The sequence below is a fragment of the Phycisphaeraceae bacterium genome, from assembly GCA_019636555.1.
GTDB lineage: Bacteria > Planctomycetota > Phycisphaerae > Phycisphaerales > UBA1924 > JAFEBO01.
Genome location: JAHBXH010000001.1, coordinates 1,618,855 through 1,643,280, shown reverse-complemented (window position 1 = coordinate 1,643,280; position 24,426 = coordinate 1,618,855). Strand labels below are relative to the sequence as shown.

The following is a 24,426-nucleotide window of genomic DNA, read 5'->3' as shown; positions in this document are numbered from 1 at the left end:
GCGGATGTGTGGAGACGGTCAATTGCCGCCGAGGCCGAAGGGCTTCACGGAGACCTTGGGATCGCCGACTTTGCCGGTGATCTGGTATTGAATCACTTCCTTGGTCATGTTGCCGATGATGCGTCCGACGGCGCCGAGCGGTTGTGTTACCGCGGCGATCGGATTGGCGGTCGCGGTCATGTGGAGATCCATGTGCCAGTCGATCAAGCCGGTCGCGCGGGCGTCGAGCGCGCTGGCCACGATGTGTGACTGCGTGACCTGGATTCCCTGGCCGGTGATATTGAAATTCGCGTTGAGGGTGTGCTTGGTGGCGTCATCCATGAAGGAGATGGACTTTCCTGTTGCGAGATTCATCGCGTCCATCAGGCCGGGGATGACAAAGAGTCGGCCATTCTCGATGTTCAGGTCGCCGGCCCCGCTCGCGGTTGCGAGGACGGCGAACGGGTCGGCGTTCGGATTTGGGGACCCCGCGTTCAGAGCAAAGTTGCCCGAGCTGCGCAATTGACCCTGAAATCCGGGCGGCGCGTTCACATCCTGCTGCGCCCGCATCAGTTTTTCGAGGTCGAGATTCGATGCCTGCCAATTCCCGGAAACCGGAATGTTGGTATCGGACAGATTCGCGGAGACCGACGATGTGAACTGCCCGCCGAGCAGGTTGATTTGAATCGGGTTCAGATTGAGCAGCCCGTTCGCGATTGAGATCGGGACATCGCCCCGGTCGATGGGGAACTTGAACCGGCCGGCTGCGACATTGAAATCCGCGAGCGTGACCCTGCCCTGCAACTCGCTGGTGCGCCAAGCGTTGGCGGGGACGGTTCCCGCGATGTTGGCGGCGAGTTTGCCGCGGGCCTCGGCGGCGCGGAGCGTTGATTGCAGCTGTGGCGGCAATCCTTGGATCGTTTTGTCGTCGAGCATGACGTCCATAGTCGCGTCGTCGATTTTGGCGACGGATGTGTCGAGATTGAGCTGTCCTTTGACCTTCATTTCGACACCGGGAGCTTTTCCGGCGTTGAACGCGAGTTCGTACCAGCCGGTCTCGTTCCCGATCGTGATCGGCTTGATGTCCATCTCGGTGCTGATGCCGTCGAGCTTCATGACGGGCTGACCCCCACCGGCGTCGTACACAACCGTCCCGTTCTTCAGAATGAACTTGCGGAGCTGGAGGACGTTCGACAGCTTGAACTCGGTCGGTGTTTGCGCCGACTCCTTGCCCGGGACGTTCTTGACGAAAGGAACCAGGCCCTTGAATCCGCCTCCGGGGACGGAAATGAGGTTGACCGTCGGCGTTTCGAGCTCCACCCGCTCGATCTTGAGGGGCGAACCGATCTTCGGGATTTCGGCGAGGGTCACCGTGAGCGTGTTCAATGAGACCACGCGCGTGCGGTCGCTTGCCGTGAAGGTCACATCGCTCAAGACGACCGTGCCGGGGTAGGTGTACCGGATGCGTTTGAAGTCGATCGTCGGCTCGACGTATGTCGATGCGATGCCGACGAGTTGTCTGCCGAGCCAGGTCTCGAGCGCGCCGCTGCCCGACCTGAGCGAAAAGAAGATGATCGCGCCGATGCCGACAACCGCGACGAGTGCCGCGGACGCGATTGCGAGGATGAATTTTCGTGCCTTTTTCATGGTTCTTTCCCTCAGAGCCTAGCGGGAAAACCGGCGCAAAGAAAAAGGCCCCAGCACGGGGCCTGATGAAAACTCGCGTAATTCCTGCTCAGGCGCGCGACTGGTAGCTGCCGTCCATCGTGGCGATGCGGATGGTCTCGCCCTGCTTGATGAAGGCCGGGACCTTCACTTTCAAACCGGTTTCGGTCTCGGCGTCCTTGGTCTGGTTGGTCACGGTGGCGCCCTTCACTTCGGGCGGACAATCGGTGATGGTGAGTTCGACCGACGGCGGAAGTTCGACCGTGATCGGGTTCCCGTCGAAGAGCAGGACGGTGCACTTGCTGTTGGGGCGGATGAACTTGAGCGTGTTGCCGAGGACGTTCTCGTTCAACTGATACTGCTCGTAACTCTCGGTGTCCATGAACGTCGCGCCCTGCGAATCGGAGTAGAGGTACTCCATCTCGCGGCGGTCGAGATCGAGGATCTCGATGTCTTCCGAGGGCTGCATGCGCTTATCGAGCGTTTTGCCGGCGAGGATCTCGCGATAGGTGAGCTGCACGAACGCGCGGAGGTTGCCCGGGGTGCGGTGTTCGGTTCCGACCACCACGCACATCTTGCCGTCCATCTTGAAGCCCATTCCGGGACGCATGTCGATCGCTTTCATCGCCTGGTTCCTGTCGCCCTTGTGCGGGCTCTTGCTGCGAGTGAAAAAGTTGCGGAATCCAGCCTTTGCGAGCGCATGGGCCGAAATACCAAGACTTTGTCAATGTTCCTGCCGCGGGTTGCCCGACGCGGCGAGGGGCGGATGATAGGCTCAACGGGAGCGGACTTCGAGCATTTCGGTCGGCCCCGGGCTGGAGCGCAACCGTGAAACAGATCGACCCAGCGTGCAACTTCGGACTTTCTCGTCGCGGTTTTCTCGGGCTATCGGCGGGTGTTTCGGCGGGGCTTGCGTTTGCCGCCAACGCCACGTTCACGCGTACGACACGCGCGGCGCTGCTTGGGGATGCATCGCTTCAAGATTCGGCGATGAACTGGTTTGCGTGGACAAAGGTCTCGCCGCGCTGCTGGGTTGCGCAGGGAGAGGGCGGGAATGTGCTGGTGATCGCAGGCGAGAATGAAGCGATCGTCATCGACGCGAAGAACGCGGGGTACGGCGCGACGCTGCGGCGCGAAGCCGAAGCCGTCTGCGGCAAGCCGGTGAAGACTTTGATCAACACGCATCACCACGGCGATCACATCGGTGGGAACTACGCGTTCACGAAGGATTGCGCGGTGATGGCGCACCAGAACGCGCTGCCGCGGATCGCGAGCCAGGGCGAGCGCTTGCTGGGCGGCGCGGCACGGGCCCAGAAGCAAGTGAGCGAGAGCGACAAACCGGCGAAGGGCGCAGTGCTGAATGACCTCGCGGCGTTTGACGGCGCGGGATACACGAAGAACTCGTGGAACCCGACGAAGTCGCTGGGCGACAGCGAGACGATCACGATCGGCGGCATCGAGTTGCAACTGGCACATGTGGGGAACGGGCACACGGACAACGACCTGATCATCGTCGTGCCGCGGGAGAACGTGCTGCACGGGGGTGATTTGCTTTTCAACCGCACGTGGCCGGTGATCGATCTGCCGGGAGGATCGGACACGGCGGGCTGGGTCAAGGGATGCGAGAAGATTCTCGAATTGTGCGGCGAGAAGCAGAGGGTGGTGATTCCGGGCCACGGCGACATCGGCGATCGCGAGATGGCGCAGCGGCAGCGGCAGATGTTGATCGCGCTGCGCGCGAAGGCGGCAGCGGCGGTCAATTCGGGCCAGAGCCGCGAGGATTTTTTGAAGCGTCCGTTCGATGAATACGCGGAGTATCAGCGAGCGGATGTGCTGAAGCCGCGGACGCTGGGCGGGGTGTATGACGAAGCGATGAGGGCAGCGGGGAAGTGAGGGAGAGGCGGAGGGGCAGAGACGGAGAGTAAGGGCGGTTTCGATTGACACCCCCTCCGTCCTCGCTCGAAGACTCGCTCGGACATCTCCCCCTTTCGGCAAAGGGGGAGGACCGAAACGGGATTGCACGGGCCCGCAAACGGCAGAGACGGAGAGATGGAGAGTAAGGACGGCGTTCATTTGACAGCCCCTCCGTCATCGCTCCGCCAAGCCTCCGCGATGACACCTCCCCGCTGGGGAGCGGGGGAGGACTCAGTTTGAAGTGCGTTGAGTCGAACTAGAACGGCAGCGTGGCGGTGCGGCAGGGCAGCAGAGACGGCAAGGCAAAGAGACGGAGAGACGGAGCAAAAAGAAGAGAATCCGGTTTGAAACCCCCTCGGTCATCGCTCGACGATTCGCTCGGATACGTTCACCCAACCAATAACAGATTGTGCTAGCGGCGTGATTGGCCGATCGCTATCCAGATGTCGCACGCCGATGGCGTGCCGGAGTCTTCGCGCTTGCACCGAGGGTGTCGCTCGAAGACTCGCTCCACCCCACCCCCCCTCTCGGCTCGAATTTATCAGCCCATTCGGGCTGAAAGCGGGCAGCTGATGGATGCGACAGCGGCTTATGTTCCGCATTTGACCCGGCAAAAGAGCCGGCCTGACATACGAAATGTTCGTGGTGCTCAAATCAGCAGCTACTGACCGAGCGCGCGGAGGACGACGGTGGCGTAACTGCCGCGGGACAGGTCGAAGGATGCGGTGCGTTTGCGGAGGCCGGACCTGGAGAGCTCATCCGGCTCGGGCACAGAAAGAGCGAAGTTGCGTGCCTCGGCGAAGAGGCGGCGCGAGGCCTCGCCGAAGAACGGACGCTTGAGACCTTTGACGCGGAGATCGGCGAGGGCGATGCCTTCGGAAGCCAGCACGCGCTCGTAAGTTTCCTTCCACGGGTCGAGCAATTCGGAGTTTTTGGCGAGCAGAGGGAGATCGAGATCGCGCCAGGGAGGTTGGATGAGTGAGGCGGGAGCGAAGAGCATTTCGCCGAATTCGTCGCCGGTTCTCAACATGGGTGATTGGGTTGCAGACGACCGCCCACCCCCTTCCCCCTCCCTCGGGGAGGGGGTTCCTGCAGCTGCACCGGTGAGTTCGCAGGCGCAGCGGTTCCAGAGGTGCGACTGATAGGCCTCGACGAAAAGAGATTGCAGGAAGTACGGGAGCGCGGCGAAGGCCTCCTTGAAGTCGCCCCCACCGTCAACGTGCCGGCCGCGCGCCAGCACTTCGATCGCGCGGGCCTCGGGCAGGCGCGGCAGATCCTTGAGCATCCCTTTCCAGTCGCCCCAGCGCGAGGCGAGGATGCGCGTGAAGTCGCGGGTCTTGCCGGTGTCCTTGCGCGCGGGAGTGCCGATGGCGAGTTTGAGCGCGGTTTCGAAATCGCCGGAGATCAGTGACTTGGCGATCCAGCCCGCGCCGTGGCGGGCGGAGCCGAAACGCTGGGCGCCGAAGTAGTTCGTGAAGAGAAGACAGGTGTCGAGGTGTCGAGGTGTCGAGGTGCCGAGGGGAGAAAGCAGCCCACCCCCTGCCCCCTCCCCCCACCCTCTCCGGGAGGGGGTTTCGGAAAGAAGACCGGCGCGGCGGTCCATTTCTTCGCTGTCGGGGCGCTTGAGATCGCGGACGGTGATGACGAAGCGGTTGCCGGTGATGTCGGCGGCGGTGATCGGGTGATCGACAAAGCCGCGGAGCGCGGCGTGCCACTGCTTGCCCTCTGCGGCACGCGGAGCATCGGAGGGCGTGCGCAGCTTGACCGTGATGTGCTGGCGGGTTTGGGCGTGCTTGTCTTTGAGCCCGGCGTAGCTCGCGTGATCGGGGCGGGCCTTGAGCGCGCGACAGAGTTCATTGACCGCTGCGGGGGTCGTGAGCGAAGTCTTCTCGAGTTCGTAGAGCGCGTGAACGTCGCTGCCGCCGGCGCGATCGTGGATCGCGGCCTGCGTTTCGGGAGAGAGCAGTTCCTCAACGCGAAAATCGGATGGCTGCTTGCGGATGGTCAAGGGGGAGAAGGGGCAAAGGGGCAAAGGGGCAAAGGGGCAAAGGGGCAAAGGGGCAAAGGGGCAAAGGGGCAAAGGGGCAAAGGGGCAAAGGGGCAAAGGGGCAAAGCCAGATTTTACAGAACGGGTTTCGCGGCTTTGCGGAACGGCAAACGCTACTTGGGCTGCTGCTGCGAGAGGCAGTGGATGGAGCCGAGTCCCCAGATGAGTTCGACGCTGTCGACCCCCACTACTTTGTGCCGCGGCAGGTGCTTTTGCAGGATCGCGAGGGCGAGTTTGTCGTTCTTGTGGCGGAAGGTGGGCACGAGCACGGCGCCGTTGATGAAGAGGAAGTTGAGGTAGGTTGCGGGCAGGCGCTGGCCCTTGTGCTCCACGAGGCCGGGCATGGGGATCTCGATGATGTCGAATGGCTTTCCATCCTGATCGCGGAGTTCCTGGGCGCGCTGGTAGTTTTCGCGGAGGATCTTGAAGTTCTTGTCTTTGCGGTTTGTCTCGAGCGCGACGACCATGGTGCGCGGATCAAGGAAGCGGGCGAGGTCGTCGATGTGACCGTCGGTATCGTCGCCGACGATGCCGTCGCCGAGCCAGCAGATGTGATCCTGTCCGTAGTACTCCTTGAGATAGTGCTCTATTTGTTTTTTGGTGAGATTCGGATTGCGGTTCTTATTGAGAAGGCAGGATTCGGTGGTGAGGAGCGTGCCTCGGCCGTTCACCTCGATGGCGCCGCCCTCCATGATGACCGGGGTTCCGTTCCTTGTCGCGGGATGCTTTGGATAGAAGATGCCTGCGAAGCCGGGGGTTTTTGCTTTGGCGAATTCCTCGGCGATGCGTGTGGGGACGGCGTCGTCGCTGTCGAACGGGGGGTATTTGCCGCCCCAGGCGTTGAAGCCCCAATCGACGATGGCGAATTCGCGTTTGCCGCGGCGGGTGCGGGTGACGAAGGCGGGTCCGTGATCGCGGCACCAGGATTCGTTGGTCTTGATGTAGTGGAATTGGATGCGTGAGGTGCGCGAGGGCTTTTCATCGAGGCCGGTGAGCGGGCCGAAGAACTTTTTGGGGACACCTGCGGCGATGAGCTGCTCGCGCGCGATGCGCTCGTAGTTCTCATTGGGGACGTTGATGTGAACGGTCTGGCGCGGCGCGATCTCGCGGATGAAGAGCGCGATATTGGCGGGAACGGTTTCGTACTTGGCCGGGAAGGAAATCCCTTCGGGGCGCGGCCAGGAAAACCACGTGGCGCGCTGTTTTTCCCATTCGGCGGGGAATGTGAAGCCGTGGGAAAGAGGAGTGCCGGAGAGAATTCTCGGAGTCTTCATGGGGAGGTGAAAAGGTGAGCAGGTGGGGAGGTGTGATGTGACCTCAGGGTTCCTCACGGCGCAACTTGCGCGCATCGCGTGGGGACAGCGGGAAGACCCAGGAATCAGCGTGCGTGATCATGCCGACAATTGTCTTGAGAATCGATTCATATTCACGAAACAAAGCAACGCCGTGCTTTCGGTCCAAGTAGCCGCAGCGGACGGCATATTGAATCCAATCTTGAGTCTCCGCGGCCTCGGTTTCAGCGTCGTTCAACTTGCTGACAAATGCCGGCTCGTAGCGTCGTTTACGCCATGCCTCGGTGATGCTCGTGGTCACCGAGCGCGAGGATCGCCGAATCTGGCTTGTCAGTGAATAGCACTCTTCACGAGGAAAGGCCTTGCTGAACTCGAATACCTGCATCGAGACTTCGAATGCCTTCTTCCAGACCACCAGTTGCCGGTGCGAAGTGATTCGCTTTCGTGACGGCTCCACGGCTTTCTCACCTCCCCACCTGTTCACCTGTTGACCTGTTCGCCGGAGAATCGCTTCGTCAAATCGCCGTAGGCGTCGATTCGCCGATCGCGCAGGAAGGGCCAGTGGGTGCGGGCGAACTCGACTTTCGCGAGATCGCAGTCCGCGATGAGAACTTCTTCGCGATTGATACTCGCGCGTTTGACGACCTGGCCGTTGGGCTGCACGACAAAGGACTGGCCCCAGAACTGGATGCCTTCCTTGCTGACGGGCTTTCCGTCGGGTCCCTTGACGTACTCGTGACCGATGCGGTTGGGAGCGCAGACGTAGCAGCCGTTGGCGACGGCGTGCGAGCGCTGCATCAGTTCCCATGAATCGTGCTGCGCGTCGCCGTACTCATCTTTCTCCATCGGATGCCAGCCGATCGCGGTCGGATAGAAGAGGATTTCTGCGCCCTGCATCGCGGTGAGGCGGGCGCCTTCGGGGAACCACTGATCCCAGCAGACGAGGACGCCGATCGTCGCGTACTTCGTCTTCCATGCGCGGAAGCCGGTATCGCCGGGCGTGAAGTAGAACTTTTCGTAGTAGAGCGGATCGTCGGGGATGTGCATCTTGCGGTAGATGCCCAAGAGCGAGCCGTCGGCGTCGATGACCGTCGCGGTGTTGTGGTAGAGGCCGCGGGCGCGGCGTTCGAAGAGACTGCCGACGATGACAACATTGTGCTTCTTCGCAAGCTTGCACATCGCGTCGGTGCTCGGGCCGGGGATCGGCTCTGCGAGATCGAAGAAGCGGTGGTCTTCGGCCTGGCAGAAATACTGGCTCGTGAAGAGTTCCTGCGTGCAGATGATCTGCGCGCCCTGCTTCGCGGCTTTCTCGATGAGCACCATCTGGCGGGCGCGGTTGGGCTGGACCGCTTCGCCGCACGCCATCTGCGTCAGCCCGACGCGGACGACGTGATCGGGGATGCGGCGTTGAACTGCTCGCGCAGAAGCGGAGCGTTTGGAAGTGGTCTTGCCGGGCTTGGGTTTGCTGGGCTTGCGGGGCATCGCGACTTTCTGATGAGAGGCGAGCGAACGGACAGGATTCGAGTGTAGGAAAACCGATCGAACACGGAGCACCACAGAGAACCACGGAGGAAGACACGGGGAGAGAAAAGAGACGTAGCGACGAGAGAACAGAAGAGGAGCGGAGAAGGGAGAAGGCTATCGCAAGCGCTTGAATGCTTCGATGGCGCGAGCGCGGGCTTTGACCTGATCGACAAGCGGATCGGGATAATCGAGTTTCGCGCGGGCGAGGGGCGCGAGGTCCTGCGGGTTGTGGATGGCCGGGCCATCGATGGCGCGGAGTTCGGGGACGAATTCGCGGATGTACGAGCCATCCGCGTCGAATTTCTCGCTCTGGCTGTAGGTGTTGAAGATGCGGAAGTACGGAGCCGCGTCGGTGCCGGTGCTCGCGGACCACTGCCAGCCCCCGTTGTTGCTGGCGAGGAAGCCGTCGACGAGGTTTTGCATGAACCACTGCTCGCCGCGGCGCCAATCAAGCCAGAGGTCTTTGGTGAAATACATCGCGACGATCATGCGGACGCGGTTGTGCATCCAGCCGTCGCGGAGGAGTTGGCGCATGCCGGCATCGACGATCGGCACGCCGGTTCGCCCGGCTTTCCACGCCTCGAATTTCTTCGGATCGTCGTCCCATCGGATCGCCTCGGTCGCGGTCTGGAATGCGCGGTGCATGCAGACGCGCGGGAAGCCGGTCATGACGTGGACGTAGAACTCGCGCCACAAGACTTCGCTGATCCATGTGACCGGACCATCGGAGCCGTTTTCGAGCGGGCTTCCCGTGAGCTTTGGGTTTGCGGCACTATTTGCTTCGATCGCGGCTTCGATGCACTGGCGAGGCGAGACGCACCCCACCGTGAGGTAGGGCGAGAGCTGGCTTGTGCCGTCGACGCCGGGGAAGTCGCGGCGGTCTTTGTATTCGAGGATGCTCTGGCGAGCGAAGAGTTTCAGGCGCTTGACTGCCGCGGCTTCGCCTGCGGGCCAGCGATCGGCGGGAACGTGCGAATCCCAGCCGGGAACGGACTTGGCAACAGCCGAGCTCTTGAGTGCGAGCTGGGCCTGCATGGAGGGTGTGGCGAGCGCGGGAACGCCGCCGACTTCAGCCCATTTCTTGAAGCACGCGCGTTTGAAGGGAGTGAAGACGGTGAAGAACTTGCCTTCGCCGGTGCGGATCGTGCCGGGCTCGAAGCAGACCTGATCGGTGTGGGCGGAGGCGCGAAGGCCTGCGGTCTCGAATGCCGCGGTGACTGCCGCGTCGCGCCGGCTTTCGTTGAGTTCGTATTCCTTGTTGAAGTGGATCTCGCTGCAGGCGTGCTTCTTTGCGAGCCCGACAAGAACATCGGGGATTCTGTCGGCCCTGGGAACGGTCTCGATGAGAAGCGGGATGTTGAGATCATCGAGCGCTTTGCTCAATTCCACGAGCGAGCGCAGGATCAGATCGACGCGCACGGGCGCGTAGTCGTGCGCCTTCCACTCGCCCGGGGAAATCAGGAACGCCGCGACGACGCCGCTGCCCGCTTTTCCCCCGGCGCGGCGGCAGGCGTTGAAGAGTGCCGCGTTGTCGCGGGTGCGCAGATCGGATCGGAACCACATGAGCGTGCGTGATCCGGTCATGCCGCGCATCCCTTTGCGAGCGAGGCGCAGCGGGCGTGGATGGCGAAGCCTGCCGAGGCAAGGCAGCAGAGTTTCAATGCGGTCATGACGTAGGGGTCGATCGACATTCGGAACGGCTGCAGCCAGGGCAACGAAAGCAGGAACAGAACCGCGGCCACTTTTTCGCTCTTTGAGACTCCGCAAAACCTGAAACCGAGCACGCACAGCAACGCGAGCGGCAGGAAGATGAGGTTGTAGTCATTCGCGATCGGGAGAAGAAACGTGGCGCCGCTCACCACCCAGAAAAGGAAGGGCATCTGGAGTTTCGCTCGCACCGGGGCGGCCAGATTCAGAATTGATCGCGTGATCGGGAGAAAGAGCGGCGCGAGCAGCGCGGCTGCGATTGCCGCCTGCGGCAGCGGATCGAAGACCGTGACTCCGGCCTTGCGCCAAAGCAGGACCCACCATGCACCGAGCGGGTGCATGAAGGAGTCGTAGATTCCGTGCACGCCGGCGTAATGGATCGACGCGGTTTGCTGGCGGTGAAGCCAGAAGCTCCGCAGGCCTTCGAGGTCTGCTATGGCGAAAAGGGCGACGAAGCCAAGCGCGAAGACAAACGCACGTGGGCGCGCGAAGACAAGAAGAGCCGGGACGGCGGCGAACGGATAGATCTTGGTCCATGTGGCGAGCCCGAGCGCCGCCGCGGCGATGAGGTCTCCGAGGAGTGTTCGGCTGCGCAGGGCGGCGCAGGCGATGACGAGGTGAAGCAGGACGAGCGAATTGCAGTTGGATCGCTCGAGCTCGAAGAAGACCGGGCTGGAAAAGAGGATGAGCCCGAGCGCGAGCACCGGATCGATCGATCGCAAACCGAGTTCGCGTCGGACTCGCAGGGAGGCGTGAACCGCGAGCAGGATGATGAGCGACGAGGCGATGAACCACGTGATCGATGCCGCGCGTAGAGAGGGCATGAAGGCGCACCACACGAACTGCCAGAGAGTCGCGGGCGGATAGCCGTAGGTCAGGGGGAGGAGCGAGCCGAATTTGAGTTCGTACGGATTTTCGCCTCGCACGAGGGCGCGGGAGCAGAGGAAGTTGCCTTGGACATCGACGGAGAGCTTGTCCCAAAGAGGGAGCCAGATCAGCCCGCGCAGGACGGATTGATCGCGCGCGATGCTGAAGCCCCAGATCGCGAGCCATGCGATCAGCAGGAGGAGCCCGAGGGATCGCTGCGTTCGAATTGTGATTCCGCTCGCGGGGCTCACGCGCTCGGCGCCGGTTTTGCGGCGCGTCCCGGTCTGAGGTAGTTGCTCCAGAAATTGCCGAGCACGTGCGGCGAGAGATCGAAGACGGCGCGGTTCTCGTTGAGCCAGGTGTTGTAGCAGGATGCGCAGGAATGTTTGTGGCAATGTTCCCACGCGGCGCGCACGCCGTCGCGGACCGCGTTTTTGGGCTGGAACGTTCCGATGTGAAGAACGCAGGGATAGATGTCGCCGTTGGGCTCCATCTGGAGGAAGTACTTGCCCGCGGTGCAGGACGAATCCCGGGAGTCGTCGATCACGCGCTCCTGCGAATAGTCGCTCCAATTGAGCGTCTTCTGATAGGACTGCTCGGTGAAGAGGACGGGCGCGCCGGAGCGCTTGGCGGCGATGATTTTGTGGAGAACATCGCGGGCGAGCGTGTCGTCGGGGAGGGCTTTCTTTGCACCAAGACCGTACATCTCGGGATTGAACTGCGGCAATTGGAAGTTGACCATGACGCCGAGGCGGCGGGCGAGATCAATGAGCCAATCGATCTCGCCGGTGCTCTCCTTGGTCACGACGGCGCTGAGGAAGAAGTCGATCCTGGCGGCGGCGCACATTTCGATCGAGTTCATCACGCGCTTCCAGGTGCCCTTGCCGCGCTGACGATCGTGGGCTTCTTCCCGGCCGTCGATCGAGATGATGAGTTCGTCGAGCTCGCGGATGACATCGAACTTCTGGGGGATGAGGAGCGCGTTGGTGACCATCGCGGCGCGCATCTTGAGCCGCTTAGTTTCCGAGACCAGTTCGCCGATATCGTCGCGGAGGAGAGGCTCGCCGCCGAGGAACTTGATGCGCGCAGTCCCGAGGTCTGCGAATTGGGCGAGCAGATGTTTGTGGGTCTGTGTGTCGATCTGTGCGTCGTCACGGTTGGGCGAATTGCAGTAGGAGCAGCGCATGTTGCAGCCGTTCAGGAGCGAATACTGAACGAAGAACGGACGGGGCTCGCCGGTGATGCGCGATTGAAGAATGTTCAGTCCGATCCGGACTTTGGTGGATGCTTTCACATTTCCTCCTGCTTCCAGCGGCAGAACTCGGGCTTCGAGCGGACAAAGGCGCACGTCGCGATCGCGACGACAAGAACGATCGAGAGCATGACCATGAGCAAGGGCGCGCGGGCGGCCTTTTGCACGACTTGCGCTCGGCGCCCGGCCGGACCTGCGAGCACGATGAAAGCTCCAGCACCCGCGAGGGTCGCGAAGGGAAATGTGATCGCGAGCCAGCCGATCATCGTGAGGATGGCGAAGGGGCCGAGAAGTAAAGCGATCGCGCGGAAGAGAAAAATCGGACAGGACTTCCACCCGAACTCGAGCGAGCGCGGCAGGAAGCGCAGAAACTCGCGAACGACCGCCCGCGCTTTTCGGAGTTTGTGCCAAACAAGGGCGAGAAGGCCGCTCGGCGCTCGACGCTCGATCACCAGCACATCCGACAAGATCGCGCGGGCGCCGGTTCGGTTGATTTCGAGCGAGGCAAAGACATCGTCCGCGATCACGCTCTTCGGCCATCCGCCGAAGGCAGCGCGGCGAATGAGATAACAGGGCCCGAGCGCGGTGGCGCAGCCGAATACATTTTCAACTTTTCGGATCGTGTTCCAGAGCGACCAGTGGGCACGATCTGCGCCGATTGCGTGGCGTGGGTAGCACCGCACGCCGACGAGGCCGATTTTTTCGCTCCGGTCTGCTGCGCCGATCATGCTGCGGAGCGTTTCGGTCGGGAGCCGGGCGTCGGCGTCTGTGACGAGGAGCCAGGGCGCGGTTGCGTGATCCATCGCCATGTTGAGCTGCGCGGTTTTGCCGCGGCCGGGGCACGAGAGCCACGCGAATCGCTTATCGCCCTTGGCGGAAAGCTTGGCAACGAGCATCGATTCGTCGGTTGAGCCGCCGTCAACGAAGATGAATCGGAGCAGTTCGGGCGGATAGTCGAGCGCGAGCAGATTCCGCACTTTGGGAGCAATCAGTTTTGATTCGTTCCAGAACGCGACGACCACATCGATCCGCGGCAGGAGTTCCGTCGTCGGCGGAGCGCCGTCGGCATCGGTTGGCCGAAGCCGGCCCTTGATCTCTGCCGCGGCGGGGGATGGGATGGAAAGCACGGACATCGGTTGATGCAGTATGACACAAGCAACGCTGACGTGTCACATGTTCTTCGCGGGACCCGAGAACGCTTCGGAGCGCCCTCCAACCACTCCTGACTCCCGAGCCGACACTATCGTTGTGGGTTGCGGGTTTAACCCGACGGAGCGGAGAGCCGGTTTGTGCTTGAAGACGCGGAACAAACCACCGTTTCGACGACGACGAAGCGGACCGCCAGCAGTCTCTCGCGACAATTGCGCGCGTTGACTGCTCCGCCGAAAGAGAAAGTTCCTCGCGCCGCCCAGCCGAGAGGCGACAGCGGTCTCTGGCGCGATGCCGCTGATGGGCTGGGAGCGATCAAGCGATGGTTTGAAGCGCGTGGCTGGGAATCTTGGCGATTTCAGGAGGAATCCTGGAGCGCATTTCGTCGGGGGCGCGATGGACTGATTCAGGTGCCGACCGGGGCGGGCAAGACGTATGGCGCGTACCTCGGGCCGCTTTCGGTGCTCATCGATGAGCAACTGGCGGCGGGGAGTCCGGCGCGAAAGCAAGCTCTTCGCATCCTTTACGTGACACCGCTGCGGGCGGTGTCACGCGATATCGAACTCGCACTGCGGGCGCCGATCGACGAGATGGCGCTGCCATTTGGCGTCGAGAGCCGCACTGGCGATACGAAGCAATCGATCCGCGCCAAGCAGCGGACGCGACTCCCGGAAGTGCTCATTACCACGCCGGAGAGCCTGTGCCTGCTCTTGACGCGTGACAACTCTGCGGAGCTATTCGCCGACTTGTCGTCTGTGATCGTGGACGAGTGGCATGAACTCCTCACGAGCAAGCGCGGCACGCAGGTCGAACTCTGTCTGGCTCGGCTTCGCAGCTTTGCCCCGAACATGCGCACTTGGGGGCTCTCCGCGACGTTGCCGAACCTGGAGGAAGCGGCGCGAGTGCTCGTTGGATCGGCCGCGCCGGAACCGGCGATCGTCCGCGGCGATATCAGCCGCGATGTCGTGGTGGAAGCTTTGCTGCCGACTCGTGATCAAAGGCTGCCTTGGGCGGGGTTCTTCGGTCTTTCGATGCTGCCGCGCGTGCTCGAAACCATCGACCCGGAGCGCTCGACACTTCTCTTCACCAACACCCGGGCGCAATCGGAACTCTGGTTCCACGCGATCTGGCATGCGAAGCCGGAGTGGCGGGAGCACATGGCGCTGCACCACGGCTCGATCGATCGACAGGATCGCGAGCGCGCCGAAGCGGGGCTCAAGAGTGGAACGATCAAACTCGCCGTCGCGACCAGTTCGCTCGATCTGGGCGTGGATTTCTCCCCGGTAGAACGCGTTCTCCAGATCGGATCGGTGAAGGGGATTGCGCGGCTGCTTCAGCGCGCGGGGCGCGCGAGCCACCGGCCGGGCGCGCCCTGCCACATCACCTGCGTACCGACGCACGCGCTCGAGTTGATCGAACTCGATGCAGCGAAGCGGGCGATCGAGAGCGGAAGGATCGAATCGCGAACCGCGATCCGCAAACCGTTGGATGTTCTCGCGCAGCACATGGTCACGTGCTCGCTCGGCGGCGGCTTTTCCCCCGATTTGTTCTTTGATGAAGTCCGCGATGCATCGTCATTTCGCGATCTGACGCGCGAGGAATTCGACTGGGCGCTCGACCTTGTCTGCCGCGGCGGAGAGACTCTCCGTGCGTACCCCCACTATCGAAAGGTTCACATCATCGACGGGCGCGCGACCGTCCCGGACAAGCGGATCGCGCACCTGCACCGGCTGAATGTCGGCACGATCGTCGGCGAGGCCGTCGTCGATGTCTGCATCGGGCGCGGCAGGCGGATCGGCTCGATCGAAGAGTACTTTGTTGCGAATCTCCGGCAGGGCGACAAGTTCTTTTTTGCCGGGAGGCAACTGGTTTTCGTCGGGCTTCGCGACATGGTCGCCTATGTGCGGCCCGCCTCGGGAAAGAACAGGCGCACGCCGCACTGGGCGGGGACCAAGCTGCCGATCTCGGAATCGCTGGGCGAATCCGTGCGACTCACGCTCGAGCACGCGCAGGAAGGGCTACTTGATTCGGTCGAATTGCGCGGCGCCGCCGGCCTGATCCGCGCGCAATCCGAACTTTCCGCGATCCCGCGCTCCGATGAACTGCTCATCGAAACAGTCGAGACGCGCGAGGGATACCACCTGTTCTTCTATCCGTTCGATGGCAGGCTGGTGCATGCGGGGATCGCCGCGATCTGCGCCCTCCGCCTCGCGCGGCGCTCTCCCGCAACGTTCACAATCTCCGCGAACGACTACGGATTCGAATTGCTCTCGCCCTCGCCGCTGCGCCTCGATCAACCCATTGCGCACGAGCTTTTTTCGCTCGATCGCGTGCTCGAAGACTCGATCGAGAGCATCAACATGGCCGAACTCGCCAAGATCCAGTTCCGTGAAGTCGCGCGAGTCTCCGGGCTGGTGACTCAGACATTTCCCGGCGCGAAAAAGTCCGGGCGCCAGACCCAGGCAAGCGCCGGCCTCTTGTACGACGTCCTCCGCGAGTTTGATCCCGGCAATCTGCTGCTGCATCAGGCGCGGCGGGAAGTTCTGGAGAAGCAGTTCGAAGAAACAAGGCTCGCGCGCGTGCTCCGTCGCATCGGCGCCTCGAAGATGCGGATCGTCGCGCCGATCATGCCGACGCCGCTCGCCATGCCGCTGATCATCGAACGCATCGCGGGCCGGATGTCAACCGAGTCGTTGCAGGCAAGAATCGAGCGGATGCAGACGGAGTGGGAAAGCCGGAGCGCCGTGCAGGGGAAGGGGCGGAAAGGATGAACGGAATCACCATCGAGCTCGCCGGACAACGGGTGCAACTGCTGCCGGAACGCGCGGCATTCCTGCATGCATCAAAGACGCTACTCGTTGCCGATCTTCACTTCGGGCGCCAGCACGCCTGGCACGCCGAGGGAAAGCCGGTCGGCGATGTCGTGGCGGCCGCCAGTCTCGAAGAACCTCTCAATCGACTTTCCGTTGCAATCGAAAAGACCCGGGCTCGGCGCGTCCTTGTGCTCGGCGATCTGCTTCATGCTCCCGCGGGCCTCACCGACGACATGATCTCGCGCGTTTCGCGTTGGCGGCATCAAATCGGCGTCCCGATGGAACTCGTACCCGGCAATCACGACCGCCGGCTGAATCTCGTCATCCGCGAGTGGAGTCTACACGTGCACGACTCCATGCTGATCGAACCGCCCTTCGCGTTCACGCACGATCCCGCGAGCATTCCAGCGCGGGATCGCGCCAAGGGCATCGTGTGGTGCGGCCACGTCCACCCGCTTGTTCATCTGCGGACGAGAGGCGATGCGCTCCGGCTGCCCTGTTTCTGCTTTGGATCAAACACGGCGCTGCTCCCGGCGTTCACCGGGATGTCTTCCGGGGCGGCCATCCGTCCCGAACCCGGCGACCGCGTCTACGCGATCACGGATACGGATGTCGTCGACGTTTCAGACGGAGCGGCCCCGCCGCGTGTCCGCGTCTTGCGCGCCGCTACGCGCTCAAGCGCCCGCAACTGATCCGAATCTGGCGAGCACGCGCTTCACAAACGCCTCGTGCGGCTTGACTGAAAGATCGGCGACTGCGCGATCGGCGACTACGCCGCGCACTGGGCCGTTCGCCTCACCCGCAACGATTTCCACGAGATACGTCACCCGGCGCGTGAACATGCCGAAGAGAAAATCCGCGCCGTACGCGTGGATCGCTTCCTTCTCCGGATCGGCGAGCAGCGGAAAGCTCAGCGCGTGCTTCTCTTTGAACTTTCTCTTTGATTCCGCGCCCTGCGGGCTGATGCCGATGACGCGCACGCCCGCCGCGGCAAGCTCCGCCGTCCAATCGCGGAACATGCACGCCTCGGCGGTGCACACGGGCGTGAAATCGGCCGGGTAGAAATAGAGCACGACCGGACCTGAGGCGAGCAACGACGAAAGAGACACGCGCGCACCAGAATCATCCATGAGCGTGAAATTGGGCGCGTTCTCACCAATATTCAGCATGGCTCGCGTTCACTCATCCCCGAGTTCGGAATCGGCTCGCCGCACCGCTTCGCAGAAGCGCCGGATCAACTCATGATCTTTCACGCCGCGCTCGCGCTCGACGCCGCTCGACACATCCACCGCATACGGCCGCAACTCCGCAATCGCCTCTCCCACGTTTTGTTCGTTCAGTCCCCCGGCGAGAAACACGGGCTTTGATACCGATGCGAGGTGTGCCGACAGATCCGACCACCGAAACGGCACACCCTCTCCCGGCGCGGGGCCGTCGATCAGGATCGCTTCCACGTTCTCGTCCCCTTCGAATCGCTCGAGTTCACCCGCGATCGTCGGAGCAGCAAACCGCACGCCCTTGATCACCGGTGCACACGATGCGATCAACTCCGCATCCTCGTCGCCATGTAACTGCGTGTGCGTCGTCGGGCATGCTTCCTCGATGTCGCTGAACGCGTCGATGGGCATGTTCATGAACACGCCCACCGTCGAAATAAACGGGGGCAAAGAAGACATGATCTCTGCCGCGGCATCCGGCTCGATGTAGCGCGGGCTCGACCGCACGAAGATGAACCCGATTGCATCGGCGCCCGCTTCGATCGCGGCGTGTGCCGAATCGATGTCGCGAATCCCGCAGATCTTGACCCGTGTCCGGCTCATCGGTCAGGTCCCCGCCGCCCTGCCCGAGGGAGTGTCGATCTCGCTGAGCAGCGACCTCGCCAACTCCTTGTGCTCCGCGTCTTTGTCTTTGAGCGCTCCGATCGCGGCCTCCAGGATCGACTTCGCCTGCTGCTGCTGCTTCAGATAGCGCACCATGAGCAGCGCCAGCATCACGCGGACCACACCCGATTCCGGATCCTTTTCGTACAGCGTGAGGAACCCCTTGTACGCCCGCGCCGCCAGTTCGCGCTCGCCCGCCTCGAAAAGGCGATTGGCAAGATCGACCTGCGCGCGGTTCGACAGCACCTCGAGCGAAGGCGACAGATTCGAATTGACTTTGCGGGCAGCCTCGACCGCGCTGATCAGTGCCGAATAGAGCGCCGGAAGATTCGTGCGCTCGTTCGCCGAAACGGCCCGCGACAGTGCTGCTCTCGCCTGAGCGACCTCGGCGGGTACTTCCGGTAATTCGACGACAATCCGCTCGGGCCGGGCCGCATCGCGCCGCAATCGCTGCTGGCTTTCCCGAAGGGCTTCCTGCATTTCCCGGCGCCGCTTCATCTGGCGGAGCATGAAGAACAAGTCGTAATCTTCCCGCGCGAGCACCTTCGTCACGAGCAGGAACATCGCGACCGAAAAGCCGTAGATGTACCCGCCGAAGTGCGCGGCGTACGAGACATTCGACCCGCCCGTGCCCGCGCCGAGCGCATCGCGTGCGATCGCGAAGCAGATGAAGTAGATCGCAGGGATGTTGAACACCCCGATGAGGAAGAAAAAGATGAACGTCCGCACGACCGTGCGCGGAAAAAGCACGAGGAACGCTCCGGTCACGGCCGAGATCGCTCCCGACGCGCCGATCACGATCGCCGGCCCCGAAATCAGGTGAGCCATGCCCGCGATCGCGCCGCCCATGACGTAGAAAGCCAGATACCCCAGCCGGCCGAACCGATCCTCGACGTTCGGACCAAACACCCACAGCGTCACCAGGTTGCCGATGAGGTGCATCGGTCCGGCGTGAACAAACGTGTATGAAATGAACCGCCACCACTCGTGATGTTCACGCGATACACCAAACGTGTCCACAACCCATTCGTACGTCTCGCCTTCCATCCCCGTCCCCACCACCACGATGCAGAACGCAAAGAGGTTGAGGAGGAGCAGCAGATGGTTGACGAGCGTCGGGCGTTGGAGCGGTCGGTCGGTGCCGATCGGAAAAATCACGCCCGATGGTACGGGACGTTTCGCCCCCGTGCGCCGACCAAAAAACCGCGGAAATCTGGGCCCGAGAATGCCACTCGCGTTGCCTCCGGCTCGGGCCGGTTTCTATAGTCTCTCCCTGCGCGGCACTCGCGCCGCAAGTCTCAAACCCGCCTCTATTTCACCCGATTCGGCCCTCGGCCGCACCAACCACATGCCCGCCGGAACTCTTGCCATGTCAGACAAACCCGCCTTCTCCAAGGGCCTCGAGGGCGTCGTCGCGGCGCAAACCAAAATCTCGTTTATCGATGGCGAGAAAGGCGTCCTCGAATACGTCGGCATCCCGATCGGCGATCTCGCGTCAAATTCGTCCTTCGAGGAGACCGTTTTCTTCCTCTGGAACGGCCACCTTCCGAAGAAGTCCGAGCTCGCCGACTTCGAGTCCGCCATCCGTTCTCGCTACGAAATCCCCAAGGGTGTGGAAGACCTTCTGCTCACCTTCCCCAAGACGGCGGAACCGATGCACGCGATCCGCACGCTCGTTTCCTCGCTCGGGCTTCACGATCCCAAGCCCAACTCGATCGAAATCCCCGCGATCCGCGACAAGGCGCTCTCGATCCTCGCGCAGGTTCCGACGCTGCTCGCCTACTTCCATCAGTTCCGTCAGGGCAAGCCCTTCATTCGCCCGGACAAGAACATGGGCCTCGCGGAAAACTTCCTCTACATGCTCAACGGCAAGAAGCCGACCCCCGCCATGACCAAGGCGATGGACGTCTGCCTTGTGCTCCATGCCGATCACGGCTTCAACAACAGCACGTTCACCGCCCGCGTCCTCATCTCGACCGAGAGCGACATCTACTCGGCAATCACCGGCGCCATTGGCTCGCTCCGCGGCCCCCTCCACGGCGGCGCCAACGAGGGCGTGATGAAGATGCTGAATCAGATCCCCACCGTCGACGACGCGGAAAAGTTCATTCAGGACAAACTCGCAAAGAAGGACAAGATCCCCGGCTTCGGCCACCGCATCTACAAGGCCTACGACCCGCGGGCGACGCACCTCAAAGTCCTCGCGAAGCAGCTCGCGCAGGACACCGGCAACATGCCGCTCTTTGAGAAGAGCACCGCGATCGAAGCGGTCATGACCCGCGAGAAGGCCGCGAAGGGCATCTATCCCAACGTCGATTTCTACAGCGCCACCACCTACCACTGCATCGGGCTTCCGCTCGATCTCTTCACGCCCAGCTTCGTGATCTCGCGGGTCGGCGGCTGGTCGGCTCACTGCATCGAGCAGCTCAGCGACAACCGCCTCTTCCGCCCCGGCTCCGATTACACCGGACCGCACGCCGTTGCCTACACGCCGATCGACAAGCGGTAATCTGAGTTCCGAACCTCGACGCCATCCACCCGAACCCCTCGAGCAGAGGGGTTTTTTCTTTTCTGCAGCTATGCGACAATGCAGCGTTGCAACCCCAATTCACGCATCCGACATCCGTCACATCCCCAGCCGCTCCAGTATCCCGTCCAACGTGATCCGCGCCAGCGACTCATCCCACGGATTGGTCGTGATGAAGATCTCGGCGCTGTTCTCCGCCGTGGGGCTGACGTCTATCCGGATTGTCCGTCCGAGGTTGTACATCGGAGGCCTGGCAAAAATGCCACCTTGATCCTTCGTGGTCGCATTCTGATCGATGGAATACCCGCGGTCTCGCAGCGTCTGCTCCGATGCCGCGAGGACCTGCGACGGCGTGGCGCTCAAGGTTGCCGTCAGGGTCCCCGCCTTGTAGTTGGCGATGACCTTTTCCGCTTCCCCCTGCACCTTGGAGGCCGTCTCGCAGCCGCCAATCAGCGTCCCAACCGCCAGGAGAAGCCCAGAGAAACAAGCGCCAAATCGAGTAGGATGCCGCTTTCCGCTCAAAGTCGATGTCTTCATAGATTGGAGTCCAACCGACCGATTCCGACGGCTTCCGCGCCGATCGGTCCCGCATGGTACGAAATGGCGGCCCCTCCCGCTCGCCGGGATTGATACTCCCCCGGTCAGGGTTCTATTATCCCGCCCCCCACATCCCCCGTGGGACGGAATTCTTCGCCGCACGTTCGCAATCGGTTGCGGGCGCAGGGCGGCATAAGTCTCAGCACAGAGCGAGGTTCGGATGGCGATTCGGGTGAAATCACGTAGCGGCGAAACGGTCGAACAGATGATGCGCCGCTTCAAGAAACTCTGCGAGAAGGAAGGCCTGATCAAGGACATCCGCCGCAAGGAATTCTACGAGAAGCCCAGCGAACGTCGCCGCCGCGCCGCCCGCAAGAGCCTGAACCGCCGCCTGGCGACCACGGGCGAATTCTTCACCCGCAAGGAAGAGAAGTAACTCCCGGCCCTTCGGTCCGTGCAAACGCCGCAAACCTTGCAGCGCAAGGCACGCGCCTGCCGATCTCGTTACACTCCGGCCTTCTCTGGCCGATCTCCGCCGCGATGTTCGGCGGCACCGAATTCGTCGAGGCTATTCCCGGAAGCGCCGGCTTGGCCCGGAACGCACACCCTCCCGACTCCCTGGAACCGCAGATATGCAAAGCACACTGGCGAAATGCTCGCAATCCTTCTTCCGGCTTCTTTCCACGACTCCCGCGCGCCTCGCGGGAGTTTTTGTTGCGCTCCTGATCATGTCCGCGCCTGCGATTGCCGCGGATGCCCCGGCGCACAAGGGCGGCGGCGAAGCAAACCTCATCCTGCCGAACGTCGGCGATGTCATGTTCCTGAACGGCGCGGTGAACGGGCACAACCTGCTCATGGCTGGCATTCTCGTCAGCCTCCTCGGCATGGGCTTTGGACTCTGGATCTACTCGCAACTCAAGGGCATGCCCGTTCACAAGAGCATGCTCGACATTTCGGAACTCATCTACGCCACCTGTAAGGCGTACATGATCCAGCAGGGCAAGTTCCTGCTGATCCTCTGGGTCTTCATCGCCGCGATTGTCGGAATCTACTTCGGCAAGCTTGTCCACGTCGGGGCCGATGCTTCGGGTGTTGATCAGTACGGCATGCCGATCCCCAAGGTCCTCATCATCCTCGCCTTCAGCCTCGTCGGGATCGCCGGTTCGTATGGCGTCGCCTGGTTCGGCATCCGAGTCAACACGTTCGCCAACAGCCGCGCCGCCTTCGCCTCGCTCCGCGGCAGAGCCTTCCCGTGCTACGCGATCCCGCTCAAGGCCGGCATGTCGATCGGCATGGCTCTTATTTCGGTCGAGCTCATCATCATGCTCGGCATCCTCCTCTTTGTGCCCTCCGAGCTTTCCGGCCCCTGCCTGATCGGCTTCGCGATCGGCGAATCGCTGGGCGCTTCGGCCCTGCGTATCGCCGGCGGCATCTTCACCAAGATCGCCGACATCGGCTCGGACCTCATGAAGATCGTCTTCAAGATCAAGGAAGACGACGCCCGCAACCCGGGCGTCATCGCCGACTGCGTGGGCGACAACGCGGGCGACTCGGTCGGCCCGTCGGCCGACGGCTTCGAGACCTACGGCGTCACCGGCGTCGCGCTCATCACCTTCATCATGCTCGCAATCAACCAGAACACCGCGGGACCGGAATTCGCCACGGTTCAGATCCAGCTCCTTGTCTGGCTCTTCGCGATGCGCATCATCATGGTCATCGCCTCGGCGCTCTCGTACTTCGTCAATGAAGCCTGGGCCAAAGCCCGGTTCAGCAACGTCGAGAAGTTCAACTACGAAGTTCCGCTCACCAGCCTCGTGTTCATCACGTCGTTCGTCTCGATCGCGCTCACGTTCATCGCCTCGAAGCTGCTTATCCCCACGATCGCTGGCGACGACACCTGGTGGTGGAAACTCTCGTGCATCATCACCTGCGGCACAGCCGCAGGCGCGATCATCCCCGAACTCGTGAAGGTCTTCACCTCCACGCACTCGGACCACGTGCGAGAGGTCGTCACCAGCTCGAAGGAAGGCGGCGCCTCGCTCAACATTCTCTCGGGCTTTGTCGCGGGCAACTTCTCCGCGTACTGGCTGGGAATCGCGATCGTCTTCCTGATGGGAATCGCATACTACATCAGCAATTTCTTCCCGCACGTCGCCGGTGGAGGCACCATCATGATGGCGCCCGCCGTCTTCGCGTTCGGTCTCGTCGCGTTCGGATTCCTGGGCATGGGCCCGGTCACCATCGCCGTAGACAGCTACGGCCCCGTCACCGACAACGCGCAGTCCGTCTTCGAGCTCTCGACGATCGAGTCAATCCCGAACATCGACAAGGAACTCCAGGATTCGTACGGCTTCACGCCCAACTTCGAAAAGGCCAAGGAGTGCCTCGAAGAGAACGACGGCGCGGGCAATACCTTCAAGGCAACCGCCAAGCCCGTGCTGATCGGAACCGCCGTCGTCGGCGCCACGACCATGATCTTCTCGATCATCGTCGCGCTCACGCACGGCCTCGAGAAGAGCTACCTCGAGTATCTGTCACTCCTGCACGCTCCGTTCGTCCTTGGTCTCATCACCGGCGGCGCCGTGATCTACTGGTTCACCGGCGCTTCGACGCAGGCAGTCAGCACCGGCGCTTACCGCGCCGTCGAGTTCATCAAGGCCAACATTCGCCTCGAGGGCGCGACGAAGGCCAGCGTCGAAGACAGCCAGAAGGTCGTGACCATCTGCACGCAGTACGCGCAGAAGGGCATGTTCAATATCTTCCTCGGCGTGTTCTTCGCGACGCTCGCGTTCGCGTTCTACGAGTCGTTCTTCTTCATCGGATACCTCGTTTCGATCGCCTTCTTCGGCCTCTATCAGGCCATCTTCATGGCCAACGCGGGCGGCGCGTGGGACAACGCCAAGAAGGTCGTCGAGACCGAACTCCGCGCCAAGGGCACGCCTCTGCACGACGCCACCGTCGTCGGCGACACCGTCGGCGATCCGTTCAAGGACACGTCTTCGGTCGCCATGAACCCGGTCATCAAGTTCACGACGCTCTTCGGTTTGCTCGCCGTTGAGCTCGCAGTAAGCATGAAGGGCTCGGACGGGGCCACCCATAGCGGCCTGACCACCGGCCTCACCGTCGCCTTCTTCCTCGTCTCCGCTTTCTTCGTCTGGCGCTCGTTCTACGGGATGCAGATCAGCGGCAAAAACGCCCACGCCTGAGGACCCCGACCGAAGGCAGGAAAGCGTTTCCCGCAATGAGTGAATCTTCCAAAGCCCCGCACTCGCG

Annotated in this window: 20 protein-coding genes; 6 read left to right on the top strand and 14 right to left on the bottom strand. The window is 62.3% G+C overall.

The genetic code is table 11. The features are described from left to right. Positions 1-18 precede the first annotated feature (18 nt). Entirely contained in the window at positions 19-1,626 is a 1,608-nt protein-coding gene (locus KF691_06835) for a hypothetical protein (GenBank protein MBX3389156.1), read from the bottom strand. An 88-nt stretch (positions 1,627-1,714) separates the two neighbouring features. Beyond that, the gene (gene efp, locus KF691_06830; GenBank protein ID MBX3389155.1) at positions 1,715-2,269 is read right to left on the bottom strand and encodes an elongation factor P; all 555 of its coding nucleotides are present in this window, start codon (positions 2,267-2,269) and stop codon (positions 1,715-1,717) included. A gap of 203 nt (positions 2,270-2,472) precedes the next feature. Between efp and KF691_06825 the strand changes: the two genes are divergently transcribed. After that, positions 2,473-3,537, top strand: a complete 1,065-nt coding sequence (locus KF691_06825; GenBank protein MBX3389154.1) for an MBL fold metallo-hydrolase — start codon at positions 2,473-2,475, stop codon at positions 3,535-3,537. Positions 3,538-4,219: 682 nt separating this feature from the next. On the opposite strand, the gene truD is transcribed toward KF691_06825, so the two are convergent. The 8 genes from truD to KF691_06785 form a co-directional block, all read right to left on the bottom strand. Beyond that, positions 4,220-5,566 carry a tRNA pseudouridine(13) synthase TruD gene (truD, locus tag KF691_06820; GenBank protein MBX3389153.1) on the bottom strand — a complete coding sequence of 449 codons (1,347 nt, stop codon included), beginning with the start codon at positions 5,564-5,566 and terminating at the stop codon, positions 4,220-4,222. A 152-nt stretch (positions 5,567-5,718) separates the two neighbouring features. Beyond that, positions 5,719-6,879, bottom strand: coding sequence for an agmatine deiminase family protein (locus KF691_06815; protein ID MBX3389152.1), 1,161 nt, complete (start codon positions 6,877-6,879; stop codon positions 5,719-5,721). Positions 6,880-6,922: 43 nt separating this feature from the next. Next, on the bottom strand, positions 6,923-7,354 hold the full coding sequence (locus KF691_06810; GenBank protein MBX3389151.1) for a four helix bundle protein: 432 nt from the start codon (positions 7,352-7,354) through the stop codon (positions 6,923-6,925). 23 nt (positions 7,355-7,377) lie between these two features. Further along, a complete protein-coding gene (locus KF691_06805; GenBank protein MBX3389150.1) occupies positions 7,378-8,379 on the bottom strand; it encodes a carbon-nitrogen hydrolase in 1,002 nt (333 codons plus the stop codon). A gap of 156 nt (positions 8,380-8,535) precedes the next feature. Further along, positions 8,536-10,005 carry a deoxyribodipyrimidine photo-lyase gene (gene phrB, locus KF691_06800; protein ID MBX3389149.1) on the bottom strand — a complete coding sequence of 490 codons (1,470 nt, stop codon included), beginning with the start codon at positions 10,003-10,005 and terminating at the stop codon, positions 8,536-8,538. Continuing rightward, entirely contained in the window at positions 10,002-11,246 is a 1,245-nt protein-coding gene (locus KF691_06795; GenBank protein ID MBX3389148.1) for a DUF2029 domain-containing protein, read from the bottom strand. The genes phrB and KF691_06795 overlap by 4 nt, the downstream gene beginning before the upstream one ends. After that, positions 11,243-12,289, bottom strand: a complete 1,047-nt coding sequence (locus KF691_06790; protein MBX3389147.1) for a radical SAM protein — start codon at positions 12,287-12,289, stop codon at positions 11,243-11,245. Before KF691_06790 ends, KF691_06795 begins: the two co-directional genes overlap by 4 nt. After that, positions 12,286-13,380 carry a glycosyltransferase gene (locus tag KF691_06785; GenBank protein ID MBX3389146.1) on the bottom strand — a complete coding sequence of 365 codons (1,095 nt, stop codon included), beginning with the start codon at positions 13,378-13,380 and terminating at the stop codon, positions 12,286-12,288. The genes KF691_06790 and KF691_06785 overlap by 4 nt, the downstream gene beginning before the upstream one ends. A gap of 237 nt (positions 13,381-13,617) precedes the next feature. On the opposite strand from KF691_06785, the gene KF691_06780 reads away from it, so the two are divergent. After that, positions 13,618-16,167: a ligase-associated DNA damage response DEXH box helicase gene (locus KF691_06780; protein ID MBX3389145.1), complete on the top strand. Its 2,550-nt coding sequence runs from the start codon at positions 13,618-13,620 to the stop codon at positions 16,165-16,167. After that, a complete protein-coding gene (gene pdeM, locus KF691_06775) occupies positions 16,164-16,901 on the top strand; it encodes a ligase-associated DNA damage response endonuclease PdeM (protein MBX3389144.1) in 738 nt (245 codons plus the stop codon). Before KF691_06780 ends, pdeM begins: the two co-directional genes overlap by 4 nt. On the opposite strand, the gene KF691_06770 is transcribed toward pdeM, so the two are convergent. From KF691_06770 to KF691_06760, 3 genes are read right to left on the bottom strand one after another with little or no spacing between them, the layout of a single operon-like run. Continuing rightward, positions 16,884-17,378, bottom strand: a complete 495-nt coding sequence (locus tag KF691_06770) for a peroxiredoxin (protein MBX3389143.1) — start codon at positions 17,376-17,378, stop codon at positions 16,884-16,886. The two genes, pdeM and KF691_06770, sit on opposite strands and share 18 nt — an antisense overlap. 9 nt (positions 17,379-17,387) lie before the next feature. Beyond that, positions 17,388-18,029, bottom strand: coding sequence for a phosphoribosylanthranilate isomerase (locus KF691_06765; GenBank protein MBX3389142.1), 642 nt, complete (start codon positions 18,027-18,029; stop codon positions 17,388-17,390). Positions 18,030-18,032: 3 nt separating this feature from the next. After that, positions 18,033-19,247, bottom strand: coding sequence for a rhomboid family intramembrane serine protease (locus tag KF691_06760; protein MBX3389141.1), 1,215 nt, complete (start codon positions 19,245-19,247; stop codon positions 18,033-18,035). Between the two features lie 211 nt (positions 19,248-19,458). Between KF691_06760 and KF691_06755 the strand changes: the two genes are divergently transcribed. Beyond that, the gene (locus tag KF691_06755; GenBank protein ID MBX3389140.1) at positions 19,459-20,598 is read left to right on the top strand and encodes a hypothetical protein; all 1,140 of its coding nucleotides are present in this window, start codon (positions 19,459-19,461) and stop codon (positions 20,596-20,598) included. Between the two features lie 117 nt (positions 20,599-20,715). On the opposite strand, the gene KF691_06750 is transcribed toward KF691_06755, so the two are convergent. Then, entirely contained in the window at positions 20,716-21,153 is a 438-nt protein-coding gene (locus tag KF691_06750; GenBank protein MBX3389139.1) for a hypothetical protein, read from the bottom strand. Between the two features lie 220 nt (positions 21,154-21,373). Between KF691_06750 and rpsU the strand changes: the two genes are divergently transcribed. Then, entirely contained in the window at positions 21,374-21,589 is a 216-nt protein-coding gene (rpsU, locus tag KF691_06745) for a 30S ribosomal protein S21 (GenBank protein ID MBX3389138.1), read from the top strand. 196 nt (positions 21,590-21,785) lie between these two features. Next, complete coding sequence (locus KF691_06740; GenBank protein ID MBX3389137.1) at positions 21,786-24,359, top strand: sodium-translocating pyrophosphatase; 2,574 nt, start codon at positions 21,786-21,788, stop codon at positions 24,357-24,359. Positions 24,360-24,426: the final 67 nt, after the last annotated feature.